Annotated in this window: 14 protein-coding genes and 1 riboswitch; all 14 genes read left to right on the top strand. The window is 60.3% G+C overall.

The features are described from left to right. The first annotated feature begins 81 nt into the window (after positions 1–81). Positions 82–208: riboswitch (TPP riboswitch) on the top strand. A gap of 136 nt (positions 209–344) precedes the next feature. Further along, positions 345–2,144 carry a phosphomethylpyrimidine synthase ThiC gene (gene thiC, locus AB9K37_RS03815; protein ID WP_369835625.1) on the top strand — a complete coding sequence of 600 codons (1,800 nt, stop codon included), beginning with the start codon at positions 345–347 and terminating at the stop codon, positions 2,142–2,144. Beyond that, positions 2,144–3,070 (top strand): FAD-dependent oxidoreductase, encoded by a 927-nt coding sequence (locus tag AB9K37_RS03810; protein ID WP_369835624.1) that lies wholly within the window; start codon positions 2,144–2,146, stop codon positions 3,068–3,070. The genes thiC and AB9K37_RS03810 overlap by 1 nt, the downstream gene beginning before the upstream one ends. Then, entirely contained in the window at positions 3,060–3,257 is a 198-nt protein-coding gene (gene thiS, locus AB9K37_RS03805) for a sulfur carrier protein ThiS (RefSeq protein ID WP_369835623.1), read from the top strand. Before AB9K37_RS03810 ends, thiS begins: the two co-directional genes overlap by 11 nt. A gap of 3 nt (positions 3,258–3,260) precedes the next feature. Continuing rightward, the gene (locus AB9K37_RS03800; RefSeq protein ID WP_369835622.1) at positions 3,261–4,019 is read left to right on the top strand and encodes a thiazole synthase; all 759 of its coding nucleotides are present in this window, start codon (positions 3,261–3,263) and stop codon (positions 4,017–4,019) included. Beyond that, positions 4,019–4,618 carry a thiamine phosphate synthase gene (locus AB9K37_RS03795; protein ID WP_369835621.1) on the top strand — a complete coding sequence of 200 codons (600 nt, stop codon included), beginning with the start codon at positions 4,019–4,021 and terminating at the stop codon, positions 4,616–4,618. Before AB9K37_RS03800 ends, AB9K37_RS03795 begins: the two co-directional genes overlap by 1 nt. 1 nt (position 4,619) lies before the next feature. Next, the gene (locus AB9K37_RS03790; RefSeq protein WP_369835620.1) at positions 4,620–5,336 is read left to right on the top strand and encodes a hydroxymethylpyrimidine/phosphomethylpyrimidine kinase; all 717 of its coding nucleotides are present in this window, start codon (positions 4,620–4,622) and stop codon (positions 5,334–5,336) included. 192 nt (positions 5,337–5,528) lie between these two features. Beyond that, positions 5,529–6,566 (top strand): efflux RND transporter periplasmic adaptor subunit, encoded by a 1,038-nt coding sequence (locus AB9K37_RS03785; RefSeq protein WP_369835619.1) that lies wholly within the window; start codon positions 5,529–5,531, stop codon positions 6,564–6,566. A gap of 3 nt (positions 6,567–6,569) precedes the next feature. Beyond that, positions 6,570–9,614: an efflux RND transporter permease subunit gene (locus tag AB9K37_RS03780; RefSeq protein WP_369835618.1), complete on the top strand. Its 3,045-nt coding sequence runs from the start codon at positions 6,570–6,572 to the stop codon at positions 9,612–9,614. 192 nt (positions 9,615–9,806) lie between these two features. After that, positions 9,807–10,724 (top strand): lipid A-modifier LpxR family protein, encoded by a 918-nt coding sequence (locus tag AB9K37_RS03775; RefSeq protein ID WP_369835617.1) that lies wholly within the window; start codon positions 9,807–9,809, stop codon positions 10,722–10,724. 76 nt (positions 10,725–10,800) lie between these two features. Further along, positions 10,801–11,856 carry a Hint domain-containing protein gene (locus AB9K37_RS03770; RefSeq protein ID WP_369835616.1) on the top strand — a complete coding sequence of 352 codons (1,056 nt, stop codon included), beginning with the start codon at positions 10,801–10,803 and terminating at the stop codon, positions 11,854–11,856. 143 nt (positions 11,857–11,999) lie between these two features. Beyond that, positions 12,000–12,620 (top strand): 30S ribosomal protein S4, encoded by a 621-nt coding sequence (rpsD, locus tag AB9K37_RS03765; protein ID WP_072704785.1) that lies wholly within the window; start codon positions 12,000–12,002, stop codon positions 12,618–12,620. Between the two features lie 160 nt (positions 12,621–12,780). Beyond that, positions 12,781–13,866 carry a histidinol-phosphate transaminase gene (gene hisC, locus AB9K37_RS03760; RefSeq protein WP_369835615.1) on the top strand — a complete coding sequence of 362 codons (1,086 nt, stop codon included), beginning with the start codon at positions 12,781–12,783 and terminating at the stop codon, positions 13,864–13,866. Beyond that, positions 13,863–14,783 (top strand): prephenate/arogenate dehydrogenase family protein, encoded by a 921-nt coding sequence (locus AB9K37_RS03755; RefSeq protein ID WP_369835614.1) that lies wholly within the window; start codon positions 13,863–13,865, stop codon positions 14,781–14,783. The genes hisC and AB9K37_RS03755 overlap by 4 nt, the downstream gene beginning before the upstream one ends. Continuing rightward, on the top strand, positions 14,780–15,655 hold the full coding sequence (locus AB9K37_RS03750; protein WP_369835613.1) for an extensin family protein: 876 nt from the start codon (positions 14,780–14,782) through the stop codon (positions 15,653–15,655). Before AB9K37_RS03755 ends, AB9K37_RS03750 begins: the two co-directional genes overlap by 4 nt. Positions 15,656–15,658 lie beyond the last annotated feature (3 nt).

Genomic DNA, 15,658 nt, shown 5'->3' with positions numbered 1-15,658 from the left:
GGGCGGCCGCCGTGCCGCCCTTTTTCTTTGCCTGCACGTCTTTCACAAGAATTGACATGCCGACGCGAACCCGCGATGGTGCCCACACGTCGGGGGAGTCCCACCTAGGGGACTGAGAGGCTGACAGCGGGAGATTGCGCCCGCGGTGACGCGACCCTTTGAACCTGACCCAGTTGATGCTGGCGTAGGAAGACCGAAGGGTATCCCGACATCGTGTATGTACGGGCGGTCCTTTCGGGCCGCTCATGGCCTGTTTGCGTATTCGTGCGCGTGGGGCCTGCGCGGTCCCTTTCTGCATCCTGTTTCACTTGGGTCTTTTCGAGATTGTCTTGAGGAGACCATAGATGAAAGACAACGCGACCCCGCAGATCACAACCGGCGCCATGCCGGCGTCTTGCAAGGTATACGAGCCCGGCCAAATCCACGACATCCAAGTCCCCCTGCGGCAGATCCATGTGGGCGGAGGCGAGGCCCCCGTTTCGGTTTACGACAGCTCGGGCGTCTACACCGATCCCATGTCCAACACCGACATCGCGCAGGGCTTGGCCGCGCAGCGCGGCGCATGGCTGAAGGCCCGCGGGGATGTTGAAGCCTACACTGGCCGCCCTGTGACCGCTGCTGACAATGGCTATGCCGAGGGCAATCGCCTCGTTCCGTCCTTCCCGCACCAGCGCGACCCGCTGCGCGCCGTGGATGGCAAAGCTGTGACCCAGATGGCCTATGCCCGCGCTGGCATCATCACCCCCGAAATGGAATACGTCGCGATCCGTGAAAACGTCGGCCGCACGCAGGCGTGGGAACAGGCCCGCGATGGTCAGGACTTTGGCGCGTCGATCCCCGATCTGGTGACGCCTGAATTCGTCCGTCAGGAAATCGAAGCAGGCCGCGCGATTATCCCCGCGAACATCAACCACCCCGAGCTGGAGCCCATGATCATCGGGCGCAACTTCCTTGTGAAGATCAACGCCAACATCGGGAACTCGGCCGTGACCTCCAGCATGGAAGAAGAGGTCGACAAGATGGTCTGGGCCATCCGTTGGGGCGCGGATACCGTGATGGACCTGTCTACTGGTCGCAACATCCACAACATCCGTGACTGGATCATCCGTAACGCGCCTGTGCCGATCGGGACTGTGCCCCTGTATCAGGCCTTGGAAAAGGTGAACGGCATTGCCGAAGACCTGACGTGGGAGGTCTTCCGCGACACCCTGATCGAACAGGCCGAGCAGGGCGTGGACTACTTTACCATCCACGCGGGCGTGTGTCTGCACATGATCCCCATGACCGCCAAACGCGTGACCGGCATCGTCAGCCGTGGCGGCTCGATTATGGCCAAGTGGTGTCTGCACCATCACCGCGAAAGCTTCCTCTACGAGCATTTTGACGAGATTTGCGACATCATGCGGGCCTATGACGTGTCCTTCAGCCTTGGGGACGGTCTGCGCCCCGGCTCGGTCGCTGACGCGAACGATCAGGCGCAATTTGCGGAGCTGGAGACACTGGGAGAACTGACCAAGATCGCATGGGCCAAGGACTGTCAGGTCATGATCGAAGGGCCCGGCCACGTCGCCATGCACAAGATCAAGGCCAACATGGACAAGCAGCTAGAGCATTGCCACGAGGCGCCGTTCTACACCCTCGGGCCGCTGACCACCGATATCGCGCCGGGCTACGACCACATCACCAGCGCCATCGGGGCGGCGATGATCGGTTGGTTCGGGACCGCGATGCTGTGCTACGTGACGCCCAAAGAGCACCTTGGTCTGCCCGACCGCGATGACGTGAAAACTGGGGCGATCACCTATAAGCTCGCGGCCCATGCGGCGGACTTGGCCAAGGGTCATCCGGGCGCGCAACTGCGCGATGACGCCCTGAGCCGTGCGCGGTTTGAGTTCCGGTGGGAAGACCAGTTCAACCTGTCGCTCGACCCCGACACCGCTCGCGAGTTCCACGACGAGACCATGCCCAAAGAGGCGCACAAGGTCGCGCATTTCTGTTCCATGTGCGGTCCCAAGTTCTGCTCCATGCGGATCAGCCACGACATCCGCGCCGAGGCCCAGAAGGCCGAGGGCATGGAGGCCATGGCCGCCAAATTCCGCGAAGGCGGTGAGCTATATGTGCCCGCCAAAGAGGACGCCGAGTGATGTACTCTGTCCTTGGGGCAGGGGTGGCGGGGCTGTGCGTCGCCACAGCCCTGTCCGAACGGGGGTTGCCCGTAGAACTGGTTGCGGGGCCGGACATCCCGGCCTCTCACTGGGCTGGCGGGATGTTGGCGCCCATGTGCGAAGGCGAAAGCGCCCCGCCGGAAGTCGTGCAAATGGGCAAACACGCCGCCGACTGGTGGAGCGCCCGTTTCGACGGTGTGCATTGGCGCGGCACCTTGGTGGTGGCCTCCCCACGCGATCAGGCAGAACTCCAGCGGTTTGCCAGAGCCGCACGGGGGCACCATACGGTTGATCCGGCGCACTATGAGGCGGATCTAAAAGGCCGGTTCAGCCGCGCGCTTTACTTCCCCGAAGAGGCCCATATGGATCCCCGCGCTGCGATGGCTTGCCTGCGTCAGCGGCTTGCGGATAGCGGCGTGGCTATGGTGAAAGCCACGAAGGGTCAGATCATTGATTGCCGCGGCCTTGCCGCCCGTGACCAGTTGCCCGACCTGCGTGCCGTGCGCGGTGAAATGCTGTTGGTCCACGCCGCAGACGTACACCTGACCCGCACCATCCGTCTGCTGCACCCGCGCTTTCCCTGCTATGTGGTTCCGCGTGGCAATGGCGTCTACATGATCGGCGCGACCATGGTGGAAAGCGACGATGACGGCCCCATCACTGCCCGTGCGCTGATGGAGATGCTGTCCGCCGTCTACACGATCCACCCTGCCTTTGCCGAGGCGCAACTGCTGGAAACGGGCACAGGCCTGCGCCCCAGCTTTCCCGACAACATTCCCTGCATCCGCGAAATCGGTGGCCGCATCCACGTGAACGGCATGTACCGCCACGGGTTTCTGGCCGCGCCCCACTTGGCCGGACGGCTTGCGGATCGCCTGACCAAAGAGATCAAACATGCAAATTGAACTGAACGGCAAACCCTTCGAAACGGACGCCGCGACCCTCGCCGATTTGATCGATGTCGAAGGGTTCGAGGCCCCAAGTGTCGCGACAGCCGTCGACGGGATTTTTGTGCCTCGCGCCACCCGCGCCTCTGTGTCCTTGACCGAAGGGCTGCGGATCGAGGTGCTCTCTCCGATGCAGGGGGGCTGAGCGATGTTCTATGGCGTTGACCTGTCCAGCCGTCTGATGCTGGGAACCGCGCAGTATCCGTCTCCCGCCATTCTAGCCCAGGCGATTGCCGCCAGCGGGACCGAAGTGATCACCGTTAGCCTGCGCCGCGAAGGGACAGGCGGCGCGTCTTTCCGCGACCTGATCCGCGCCAGCGGCTGCCGTATCCTGCCCAATACGGCTGGATGCCACAGCGCCAAAGAGGCGATCACGACCGCCCACATGGCCCGCGAACTCTTTGGCACCAATTGGATCAAGCTAGAGGTGATCGGTCACGCGGATACCTTGCAACCTGACCCCTTTGCTCTGGTCGAGGCGACACGGGTGCTATGTGCGGACGGGTTCAAGGTGTTCCCCTACACCACAGAGGATCTGATCGTCGGGGAGAAATTGCTGGAGGCAGGGTGCGAAGTGCTGATGCCTTGGGGCGCCCCGATCGGTTCGGGGCAGGGGCTGCGCAACGCGGCGGCTTTGGCCACCATGCGGGCACATTTCAGCGGCGTGCCCCTGGTCGTGGACGCAGGTATCGGCGCACCGAGCCAAGCCGCGCAGGCCATGGAAATGGGGTTCGATGCGGTGCTGTTGAACACTGCCGTGGCCAAGGCGGTTGATCCCGTGGCGATGGCCCATTCGTTTGGCGCAGCGGTGCAGACGGGGCGCATGGCCTATGACGCAGGACTGATGCCCCCGCGTGATATGGCTTCTGCGTCGACACCGATCTTTGGCATGGCGGAGCTGGCCTGATGGAGAAGTTCTACCTGATCACGGGCAACGCCGACCTGCTGGAGCGTCTGGTGCCGTTGGGTGTCAAACTGGTGCAGCTGCGGATCAAGGATGCCGCGCCCGATGACCTGCTTGCCCAAGCCACCCGCGCTCGCGATTGCTGTGCCAGGCATGGCGCGCAACTGGTCCTGAACGATTATTGGGAGTTGGCGTTAACACTGGGGATCGACTTTGTCCATCTGGGGCAAGAGGACATGGACACAGCAGATTTTGACGCCTTGCGGCGGGCGGGGGTGCGCTATGGCCTATCGACCCATGATCGCGATGAACTTGAGCGCGCCTTGGCGCTAGAGCCAGCCTACGTCGCGTTGGGTCCAGTTTATCCAACCTTGTTGAAACAGATGAAGTGGTCCGCTCAGGGGCTCAACCGAGTACGCGATTGGAAGCGACGCACGGGGCAAACCCCTTTGGTTGCGATCGGTGGACTCACCCCTGACCGAGCTTTGGGAGTTCTAGAGGCGGGTGCTGATAGCGCCGCTGTCGTCACCGATATCCAGCAAGCACAGAGCCCCGAAGCGCGCACGCGCGAATGGCTCGCGGCTATCGCGGGGGCCAACTAAGATGAAGCAAGTGCTGGCAATCGGAGGTTTGGACTCCAGCTGCGGCGCGGGCGTTATTCGGGATGCTGCGACGATCCAGTCCCTTGGCATACAGCCACGCGTGGCGGTGACGGCGGTGACAGCGCAAACGGCGACTGGAGTACAGGATATTCATCCCGTTCCTAGCCAAACACTAGATGCACAAATTGTACCGGCACATGCCATCAAGATCGGGATGCTCTGCGATGATAGCCGTGTGCGTACCGTGTGCCGCGCACTGGAGAAGTTGTCTCCATGCCCGATCGTCCTTGATCCGGTTCTTTCCGCGTCAACCGGGGGGCGATTGCTTTCGGATGCAGGGGCTGGATGGCTTTTGACAGAACTCATTCAGAAGGTCACACTCATCACTCCCAATTTGCAGGAGCTATCTTTGCTGGCAGATTGGTGTGGTGAGCAAAGCCAAGACCCTCTGAATCAGGCGGATGCCCTGCGGCGTGCCGGAGCGGCAGCGGTTTTGATCAAGGATGGTCACGGGAGCGGGAAGGTTGCCAAAGATCGCCTCGTGATGGACGGAGAAAGTCATGTGTTCGAAGCGCCGAGGCTCGGCGTCAGCCGCAGGGGGACAGGATGCACTCTGGCCAGTGCGATTGCCTGCGGCTTGGCGGAGGGCCGAAGTTTGTCGCGTGCCTGCGAAATTGGAAAATCGGTCGTCACAGCCTATCTCTCCGAAGCGGCATAGAGCAGAGGTGGGCCTTGCCTTTCTGCATTTGCGAAGGGCCGCTTGTGCATTCAAGTTACAGAAAATGCGCTGTCATCTTTTGCAAAAGAAGGGGTATTGAGGAAACTGAACCGATTAGTTCAGATTCTGTCTGGCTTATCTGGACAGGCCTGCTTTAATGGTCTTGTAAGCGCTCACTTGCAGAGGATCCCCATGCGTAGACTTCACGCTCTTTTCGCCGCGCTGGCACTGGCCGCGCCTTTGGCCTCGTCTGTCGGGGCCCAAGAAGCGCCGAAACCTGTGAAACTTATGACCGTTACCACGCAGCCGCAGACCATCCAGCGACGCTTCTTTGGTCAGGTCGCAGCATTGCAGACGGTCGATCTGGCCTTTCAGGTGGGTGGGCAGATCAAGGTTCTGACGGCCCCCGAAGGTCAGGCGATTCCTGAAGGTGACGTGATTGCGCAACTGGATCTGGATGCCTACGAACGGGCGCGTGCGCAGGCCGAGGTTAACCTAGACAAGGCCAAGCGCGATCTCTCGCGTCTCGAGTCCCTGAGCGGCGCGGCGGTCAGCGAAGTATCGATCCGTGACGCGCGCACTCAGGTTGATTTGGCGGAAATCGCCCTGAGCGATGCCGAGGACAATCTGGATCACGCCACGCTTCGTGCGCCGTTTGATGCGCTTGTGGCCCGCCGCGAGGTTGCCAATTATACCACAGTATCGGCGGGCAACCCGGTTGTGCGTCTGCACGATGTGTCGGAAATGCGCGTCGAGATTGAAGTTCCCGAAGTGCTATTTCGCGAAGCCGGTCAAAGCCGGAGTGTAACGTTCGAAGCTATTTTCCCGGGTGAGTCAGAGCGTTTGCCGCTGGAGCCCCGTGAGTTTGAGGCCGAAACCAGTTCCGTTGGGCAGACCTATACTCTGACACTGGCCTTCGAGGAGAACCCCGGTGCAGGGGTCTATCCGGGTGCATCGGTATCGGTCGCAGCCAGCACTGAGATGCCCGCCAAAGAGTCCGTTTTCCTACCCGAGACTGCACTGGCGTTTGATCCCGCCGGAGAGCCTTTGGTCATGGTGTTCGACGAGGCTGGGACAGTCAGCGCCACGCCTGTCGAAATCGAGATCGCCTATGATGGCCGTGTGCGGTTGATTGGCGGTGTGGCCGAGGGGGCCGAAATCGTGATGACCGGAGCCTCGCAATTGCAGGATGGCCAGTCTGTCCGCCGCTTTACCCGCGTCGGAGAGTAACCCATGTCTATTGCACGCGCGTCCATCGACAAGGCGCTGATCACGTGGCTCCTGATGATCGGGTGTTTGCTCGGTGGGATCTGGGGATTTGCCACGATCGGTCGATTGGAGGACCCCGCCTTTACCATCAAACAAGCGGTTATCATCACCCAATATCCCGGCGCAGCTGCGGATCAAGTGGCCCGAGAGGTTACAGAACCGCTGGAATCTGCCATCCAGAAGATGTCCGAGGTCGAGACGATCACATCGTCCAACAAACCCGGCGTGAGCCGGATCGACGTGGAAATCGAAAGTACCTTTGACGGGACCGAACTCCCCCAGATTTGGGACAAGCTGCGCAAGCGGGTGAACGATGCCCGAGGCAGCCTGCCTTCGGGCGCTGGAACGCCGTATGTGAATGACAGTTTTGGGGATGTCTTCGGGGTTTTCTTTGCCATCCAGACCCCTGGATTCACTGATGCAGAGACCCACGAAATTGCAGAATTCCTGCGGCGTGAATTGCTGACGGTCGACGGCGTCGCCGACGTGGACCTTCAAGGTCTACCCGAAGAAGCCGTGTATGTGACCCCTGACATGGCGATTGCCCGAAATCTGGGTGTTGCACCGACGGCCATCTCCAGCGCTATCGCGAATTCCAACGCTGTCGCCAGCGCGGGCAGTGTCACGATGAACGGGCAAGACATCCGTATCGAGGCCCCTCAGGGTTCCAACACGGTTGACGAGATTGCACGGCTGACCATCGGCGTCGGTGGCGAGATTATCGACCTTCTTGATCTGGCAGCCGTCAGTCGCGAACGCGTCAGCGATCCGGACATGATCATTCGCTTTAACGGCGAAGAAGCCTTTACCATGGGTGTGTCGGGCAAGTCTGGTCAGAACATCGTGGACATCGGGCACCGGATTGATGACCGTCTTTCGGCACTTTCGCAGGATTTGCCGGCTGGTGTCGAAATTCACCCTGTCTACCAACAACACGTGGTCGTCGAAGAGGCCTCGAACGCATTTTTGGTGAACCTCGCGATGTCGGTGGCGATTGTTGTGATCGTTCTGGCGCTGTTCATGGGATGGCGCGCGTCGGTAGTTGTGGGGGCAACCCTGCTGCTGACTGTGGTTGGTACCGTATTCTTTATGGCGATCTTTGGCATCGAGATGGAACGCATTTCGCTTGGCGCACTCATTATCGCGATGGGGATGCTGGTGGATAACGCCATCGTGGTGGCCGAAGGGATGCAGGGTGACATGGCGCAAGGTAAGACGGCGCGCGACGCCGCCGAAGACGTTGCCAGCAAAACGCAGACGCCTTTGCTTGGGGCGACAGTGATCGGGATCATGGCCTTTGCGGGCATCGGTCTGTCACCTGACGCGACCGGCGAATTTCTGTTCTCTCTCTTTGCGGTGATCGGCATCTCCCTGCTGCTCTCTTGGGTGCTGGCGATTTCAGCGACGCCGCTGCTGGGGCACTACTTCTTCAAGGTCGGTGCGAGTTCCGCAGAGGGCAATTACAACGGCCCGATCTTCCGTGCCTATCGCCGGACGCTGGATTTGGCGTTGACCCTGCGCTGGCCTGTGTTGGCGGTGCTGGGGGTGGTGACTGTGATGTGCTATATCGGCTTTGGGCAGGTGAAGCAGCAGTTCTTCCCCGACAGCAACACCCCACTGTTCTACGTGCACTACAAACTGCCCCAAGGCGGCAGCATCCACAGGACTGCTGCCGACATGGAGCTGCTGGAGGACTGGCTTGCCGAGCGCGAGGAAGTCGTTTCGGTCGCCACGTTTGTGGGCGGTGGTGCCAGCCGCTTTATGCTGACATATGGTCCCGAAGAGGCGCTGCCGACCTATGGTCACCTGATCATCCGCACGCACTCTTTGGAAGAAATTCCCCAATTGCGCAGCGATCTGGAGATCTTTGGCCGCGGGCAACTGGTTGCTGGCGAGTTCCGGACAGAACGTCTGGCCTTTGGTCCCGGCGGCGGCGCCCCAATTGCGGCACGTTTCTCGGGCAGTGATCCGGTGGTCCTGCGGGAGTTGGCCGCCGAAGCTTCTGCTCGTATCATCGAGGCGTCTGACTTGCTCCAAGATCTGCGCACAGATTGGCGTGAGCGTGAGTTGGTCCTGCAACCGGTCTACGCCGAAGACCGCGCGCAAGCGGTTGGTGTCGCACGCGAAGATCTGGCCTCGGCCTTCTTGACCGCGACAGATGGTATTCAGGCGGGAACCTACCGAGAGGATGATCGGCAGATCCCCATCGTGGTCCGCAACGCAGTCAATACCGAGACAGGTAACCCCGATTTGTCGGATCAACTGGTCTATTCCAGTGCGGCAGGAAACTATATCCCGATTGTGCAACTGTTTGACGGGTTCGACTACGAAGCCCAAAACACGCTAATCCAGCGCCGCAACCGCGTGCCGACGATTACGGTCGAAGCGGGCGTGGCCGATGGCGAAAACGCAGCGGCCGTTTTCAACACGATCCGCCCTGTGATCGAGGCGATGGAATTGCCCGAAGGCTACATGCTGGAGTGGGGCGGGGAATACGAGGATTCGACCAAGGCTCAGAGCAGTTTGGGCAAGCAGTTGCCCTTGTCTCTCTTGATCATGGTCTTGATCTCGATCTTGCTCTTTGGGCGCCTGCGGCAGCCGCTGATCATCTGGCTCTTGGTGCCGATGGCGGTGAACGGTGTGGCTCTTGGTTTGCTGGGGACGGGCCTTCCATTCAGCTTTACCGCGCTGCTGGGTCTGCTCAGCTTGTCGGGGATGCTGATCAAGAACGGCATCGTTCTGGTCGAGGAAATCGATCTGGTCCGAGCCGAAGGCGTCCCCTTCCGCAAGGCGGTGCTGGATGCGTCGACCTCGCGTCTGCGGCCCGTGGTACTGGCGGCGGCGACGACCATCCTTGGGATGATCCCGTTGCTTTCGGATGCATTCTTTGCGTCGATGGCGGTGACGATCATGGGCGGGCTTGGCTTCGCGTCGATCCTGACGCTCATTGCGGCCCCGGTGCTGTATTACATGCTCTTCTTCCGCGAACGGCATGCCGAAGCTGCGTAAAACACTCTCAAAAACCAACAGGATGGGCGCTCTTGCAGCGCCCTTTTCCGTTTAAGCCCATCATCAAAGTGTGGCATTTCAGTCGGTACTGTTGGAAAAACTAACGAAAGGGTGAGCGAAGAAGCTGGAAAAACAAATTCTCACTTTGCTATGGTTGGCACGTGCCTGGGGGGGCACATCAGTGAGGTCAGCATGCGCGCGATCTATGGGGCAGCCATTGCCCTTTCTCTTTTGGCACCCGCCTCCCACGCTCAGGACACACAATTCCTGGGGTTCGGCTATCAGATTTCCAACGACTTCATCGGCGACGGTCATGACCGTTACCGGACAGGCTCGACCCAAGCGAGCATCATGTTCGGCCGTGAGTGGCACGGATCGCTGGGAACGCAGTATTTCGACACGCTCGAACTGCGCGGCAGTACAGAAATCGCGGCGCCTGATAATCTTGAGAACCCTGTAGACGGCGACCGTCCTTATGCAGCTGTGGCGCGTTTGGGGGCGCATACCCATTTCGCCGAAACACTGTCCCGCACTGATTTTGATATGGGTGTCGGGGTAGAAATCATCGGTCCGCAGACCAAGCTGGATGAATTCCAGGCGAACTTCCACCGCTGGATCGGTGCGGACGACGCCAGCAACGAGACCCGCAAGGCGATGATTCAGGACAATGTCTTTGGCTACGGTCACATCGAAGCGTCAAAGACCATGGATCTTGGACGGTCTTCGCGGGTGACGCCCTTTATCGAAGGCCACGCGGGTCTCGAATCCTTTGCCCGTATCGGTGCGGATTTCGAATTTGGGGGCCTGATTTCGGATGATCTGAAGGTTCGCGATTACACCACTGGCCAGACCTATACCGCGATCCGTGGCACGCTGAGCGCGATGACCCTCACTGCAGGCGCGGACTTTGGCTACATGGTCGACTCCGCGATGCTGCCCGAGTCCGATGACTATGACCTTGTTCAAGAGCGCGCACGCACGCGTGCAGGCGTCACTTGGGAAGGTCAGCAGTCCTCGGCGACTTTTGGTCTGACCTATCTGAGCAAAGAGTTCGACAACCAGACAAGCGGTCAGGTTCTGGGCTCGTTCAACCTGAAATACAGCTTCTAAAAGAGCCTGCACAAACGGGCCTGACAGGGCGGTAAAGCCGCCAGAGCAGTAACTATAACCAGTGGATGCAGGCACAATGGCGATTGCAGGCACATTTGTAATTCATTGGGCGCAAACGGTCATCGAAGGATTGACCGACGCGCCCCTGAGTGACCTCGCGGCAGGTGCTTTGTGGCGCTGGAGCGGGGAACTGACCCGTGTCGATGGCCCGCGCTCTGTGCTCCAACTCTCTGACGCCATCGGCGAGGCGCATCTGCGCCGTGGTGCGGCGGGTATGGCGCGGCGTCTGATCGGGGATGCCTCTGCCGCTCCTCTTGAATCAGCCACGCGCCAAATGGCAGAGCAAAGCCTGACTGTCTCTGACGGTACAACAAGCCATACAGCGCGGATCGTGCGCAGTCCGGCGTCGGGGCATTTGCTCTTGTGTTTCGATCAGGATCACCCCCGTCCGAACAGGGACTACTGGGTGATCAAGCTAGCGTTGGATGACAGCGATCGGACGGCGCTGTCGTCGGCGCTGCCAGATCGGCCTGCTGGCGTAATCTGTTTCGGGGCTGGTACACGGATTGATACACCCAAAGGCCCGCGCCTTGTCGAAGCCTTGCAGCCGGGCGACTTCGTAATGACCCGCGACAGCGGCCCGCAAGAAGTGCTTTGGGCTGGCAGTCGCCGGATGAGCGGCGCACGCCTGTTTGCGATGCCCCAGTTGCGCCCTGTGCGCATCCATGCCTCGGCCTTTGGCAAAGACCGCCCCGACGAAACGCTGATCGTTTCTCCGGAACATCGGCTCTTGGTGCAAGGGGATGCCGCTCGTGCCCTGTTCAATACACCAGAGGTGATGGTGCAGGCCCGCGATTTGGTGAACGACCGGACCATCCTCTGTGCTCCTGATATGCGCGAGGTGACCTATGTGCACATCCTGCTGGGGCGGCACGAGGTGATCTGGGCCAACGGGATTGAATGCGAGAGCTTTCATCCGGCCACGGCGTCAATGGATGCGTTGGATCAGGGGGACCGGATTGCACTAGAGCAGCTCTTGCCTTGGGTTAGCGACACTCCTATGCGCTATGGTGATTTTGCGCGCCGTCCGCTTTCGCAGTCCGAAGCTGCCATTCTCGCCTACGACTTCTAAAAAGCCTCTCAACGCTGTTGACTCTGCTGCGCGGACCTATATAGGGGCGGCTCACATTGGTGTTGGTGGCCCCCGCAAGGGGATGCCTGTCAGGGGAAACCCAGTAGGACAACGCCCTTCATACTTAACGAAGGAGATCAGCCGTGACCAAACGCACGTCTGCCAAGTACAAAATTGACCGCCGCATGGGCGAAAACATCTGGGGTCGCCCCAAGTCGCCTGTCAACCGTCGTGAATATGGCCCCGGCCAGCACGGTCAGCGCCGCAAGGGCAAACTGTCGGACTTCGGTCTGCAGTTGCGCGCCAAGCAGAAGCTGAAAGGCTACTATGGCGACATGACCGAGAAGCAGTTCCGTCGCATCTTCGGTGAAGCAGAGCGTCGTCGTGGTGACACTGGTGAGATCCTGATCGGTCTGCTGGAAAGCCGTCTGGACGCAGTTGTTTACCGCGCTAAGTTCGTTCCCACCGTTTTTGCGGCACGTCAGTTCGTGAACCACGGCCACGTTCTGGTGAACGGCAAGCGCGTGAACATCCCCTCGTACCGCGTCAAAGAAGGCGACGTTATCGAGGTTCGCGAGAAGTCGAAGCAAATGGTTGTTCTGCTGGAAGCTGTTCAGCTGGCAGAGCGCGATGTTCCTGACTACATCGACGCCGACCACAGCAAGATGACCGCAACCTTCGTTCGTATGCCCGGCCTGTCGGACGTTCCTTACCCCGTCGTAATGGAACCGAACCTGGTTATCGAATTCTACGCACAGAACTAATCCTGATTTCAGGACAGGTTTTGTGCCACAAGCGCCGTCCCAATGGGGCGGCGCTTTGCTTTTGTGGGCATCTGGCCACTTTCCGGGGGCCATGGGATCAAAGTGCTCTTTCCCAGTCGTCATCTGCGCGATATGCAGAGCCCGAGTTACGGAGGCCCAGATGAACAAACCCGTCCCCCAGCCCGGCATCATGGAGATTGATCTCTACGTCGGCGGCGCGTCCGGCGCGCCGGGTTCCAATGTGGTCAAGCTGTCCTCGAACGAGAACCCGTTCGGTCCGTCCGAGGCAGCAGTCAAAGCGGCAGGCGTCGCGGCGCATCAGATGCATCGCTATCCCGAAATCGACGGGTATTCCCTCCGCGCCGCTTTGGCGGACAAATACGGGCTAGAGGCGGACAACATCATCCTCGGCGTGGGCTCTGACGAAATCCTGCAGATGATCTGCAACGCATACGCCGGCCCGGGCGATGAGGTGATCTACACTCAGCACGGCTTTGCCATGTACCGCATCTGTGCCCTTGGCGCGGGCGCGACGCCGGTCGAAGTGCCTGAATGTGATCGCGTGACCGATGTTGACGCCATTTTGGCGGCCGTGACGGATGCGACCCGCATCGTCTTTATCGCGAACCCGAACAACCCGACCAGCACCATGATCGGTCTGGCCGAAGTGACGCGTTTGGCTGATGCCCTGCCATCGCACGTCATGCTGGTTCTGGATGGCGCTTATGCCGAATTCGTTGAAGAATACGATGGCGGGGCCGAACTGGCCCGTACCCGTCCCAATGTCATCATGACCCGCACCTTCTCCAAGCTGTATGGCTTGGGTGGCCTGCGTGTGGGCTGGGGCTATGCGCAGCGCGACGTGATCGACGTGTTGAACCGCCTGCGCGCGCCGTTCAATATCTCGACCATCGCGCTCGAGGCCGCCAAAGCGGCCCTTGCCGACACCGCGCACATCGATAAGTCGCTGGCTGAAAACGCCCGACTGCGCGTTTGGCTGTCCGAAGCCTTGGCAGCCATTGGTGTGCAGTCCGATGCCTCCATGACCAACTTTATTCTGGCCCGCTTCCACGATCAGGAAGAGGCCGACGCCTGCAACGACTACCTGAAGTCGCAAGGCCTGATCGTACGGTCGGTCGCCAGCTATAACCTGCCGCACTGCCTGCGGATCACCGTCGGGGACGAGCCGTCCTGCCGCCGCGTGGCGCATGCCATCGGCGCGTTCAAAGCAGGAGCGCGTGCATGACACAAGTCTACGACCGTGTGGCGCTGATCGGCCTTGGCCTGATCGCGTCCTCGATGTTCTGGTCAATCAAGCGTGGCGGTCTGGTGGGCGAAGTCACCGGTTATGCCCGCTCGGCTGAAACCCGAGACACCGCGCGCGAGATCGGCCTGTGCGATCGCATCTGTGACACCGCAGCCGAGGCTGTGAAAGACGCGGATCTGGTAGTGCTCTGTGTCCCTGTGGGCGCTATGGGCGCTGTGGCGGCAGACATAGCTCCGCACCTGAAACCGGGTGCGACGATCAGTGATGTGGGGTCGGTCAAGCAATCTGTGATCGACACCGTTGGCCCGCACCTGCCCGAGGGCGTGCATTTTGTGCCTGCTCACCCGCTGGCAGGGACAGAGCATTCGGGGCCGAAGTCCGGCTTTGCCGAGCTGTTCGATAACCGCTGGTGCCTCTTGGTGCCTGTAACGGATTCCGACCCAGAAGCAGTCGCGAAGCTGCGAGCGCTGTGGGAAGGCATTGGCTCCAATGTCGAGGAAATGGATGCCGAGCACCACGATCTGGTGCTGGCCGTCACCAGCCACACGCCGCACCTGATTGCTTATACGATGGTGGGTGTGGCGGACGACCTGCGCCGCGTGACCGACAGCGAAGTGATCAAGTATTCGGCGGCGGGTTTCCGCGACTTTACGCGGATTGCCGCCAGTGACCCGACAATGTGGCGCGACGTGTTCTTGACGAACAAGGACGCGACGTTGGAAATTCTGGGAAGGTTCACCGAAGAGCTGTTTGCGCTTCAGCGGGCCATTCGCACAGGAGACGGGGATATGCTGCATTCTTATTTCACACGGACCCGCGCAATCCGCCGCGGGATCCTAGAGGCGGGCCAAGACGTAGACGCGCCCGATTTTGGTCGCGGAAAGGCTGCAAAATGATGCGCGCTGCGGTGCTGGCGGTGTTGCTCGGTGCTACCGCTGTCTCTGCCTTTCCCATTGAAACGTCTTTGCGCCCTGTCGCGCGCCCCGGCTCTGCCGATGGTCAGGTTCTTGTTGCGACCGATGCGTTAGCGTCGGTGCTGCGGCCCAAAGCCCGTCCCGCCGCAGAAAAATCCACAGTTGTTGCCGTCGTTGCGCCCGAGGAACACGAGGTGGCGCCAGAGGCCGTCGCAGCAGAAGCAATCGAGGTTGCTTCGGCAACCTTCGTTCTACCTCAGGCCCTTCGCCCAATTCCTCGTCCCAAGGCCGTCACCGAAAAGGCGATCCAACGCCGCCAGATGCAGCAACGCGGCGCTGTTTGTGGAGATCTGAGTATTCAAGGTGACGATATCGGCGTTGTTCTGGCTTCGACCTTTGGTTGCGGCGTCGACAGCGCTGTCAAGGTGAAGTCGGTGTCTGGCATCGCTCTGAGTCAGCCCTCGACTATGGACTGCCAGACCGCTAAAGCCCTGAAAAATTGGGTAGATAACGGGTTGAGGCCAGCGGTCGGAAGCAAGGGGGGCGGTGTCTCCAAGATTCAGGTCATGGGGCATTATGTTTGCCGCCCGCGGAACAATCAGGCGGGAAACCGGATTTCAGAGCATGGACGCGGTCGCGCGATCGATATTGGCGGCTTTACCCTGAAAGACGGGACGAAAATCAGCGTTCTCAAGGATTGGCGTACGAAGTCGAATGGCAAGATCCTGAAAGCCGCTTACGCCAAGGCCTGTGGCACATTTGGCACGACTTTGGGCCCGAACGCGAACCGCTATCATCAGGATCACTTCCATTTTGATACGGCTCGCTATCGTAGCGGGTCTTACTGCAAGTAACCC

It is taken from the genome of Donghicola sp. XS_ASV15 (assembly GCF_041224595.1).
In the GTDB taxonomy this organism is placed as follows: Bacteria; Pseudomonadota; Alphaproteobacteria; order Rhodobacterales; family Rhodobacteraceae; genus Donghicola.
This window is presented reverse-complemented; position numbering and strand designations above follow the sequence as displayed.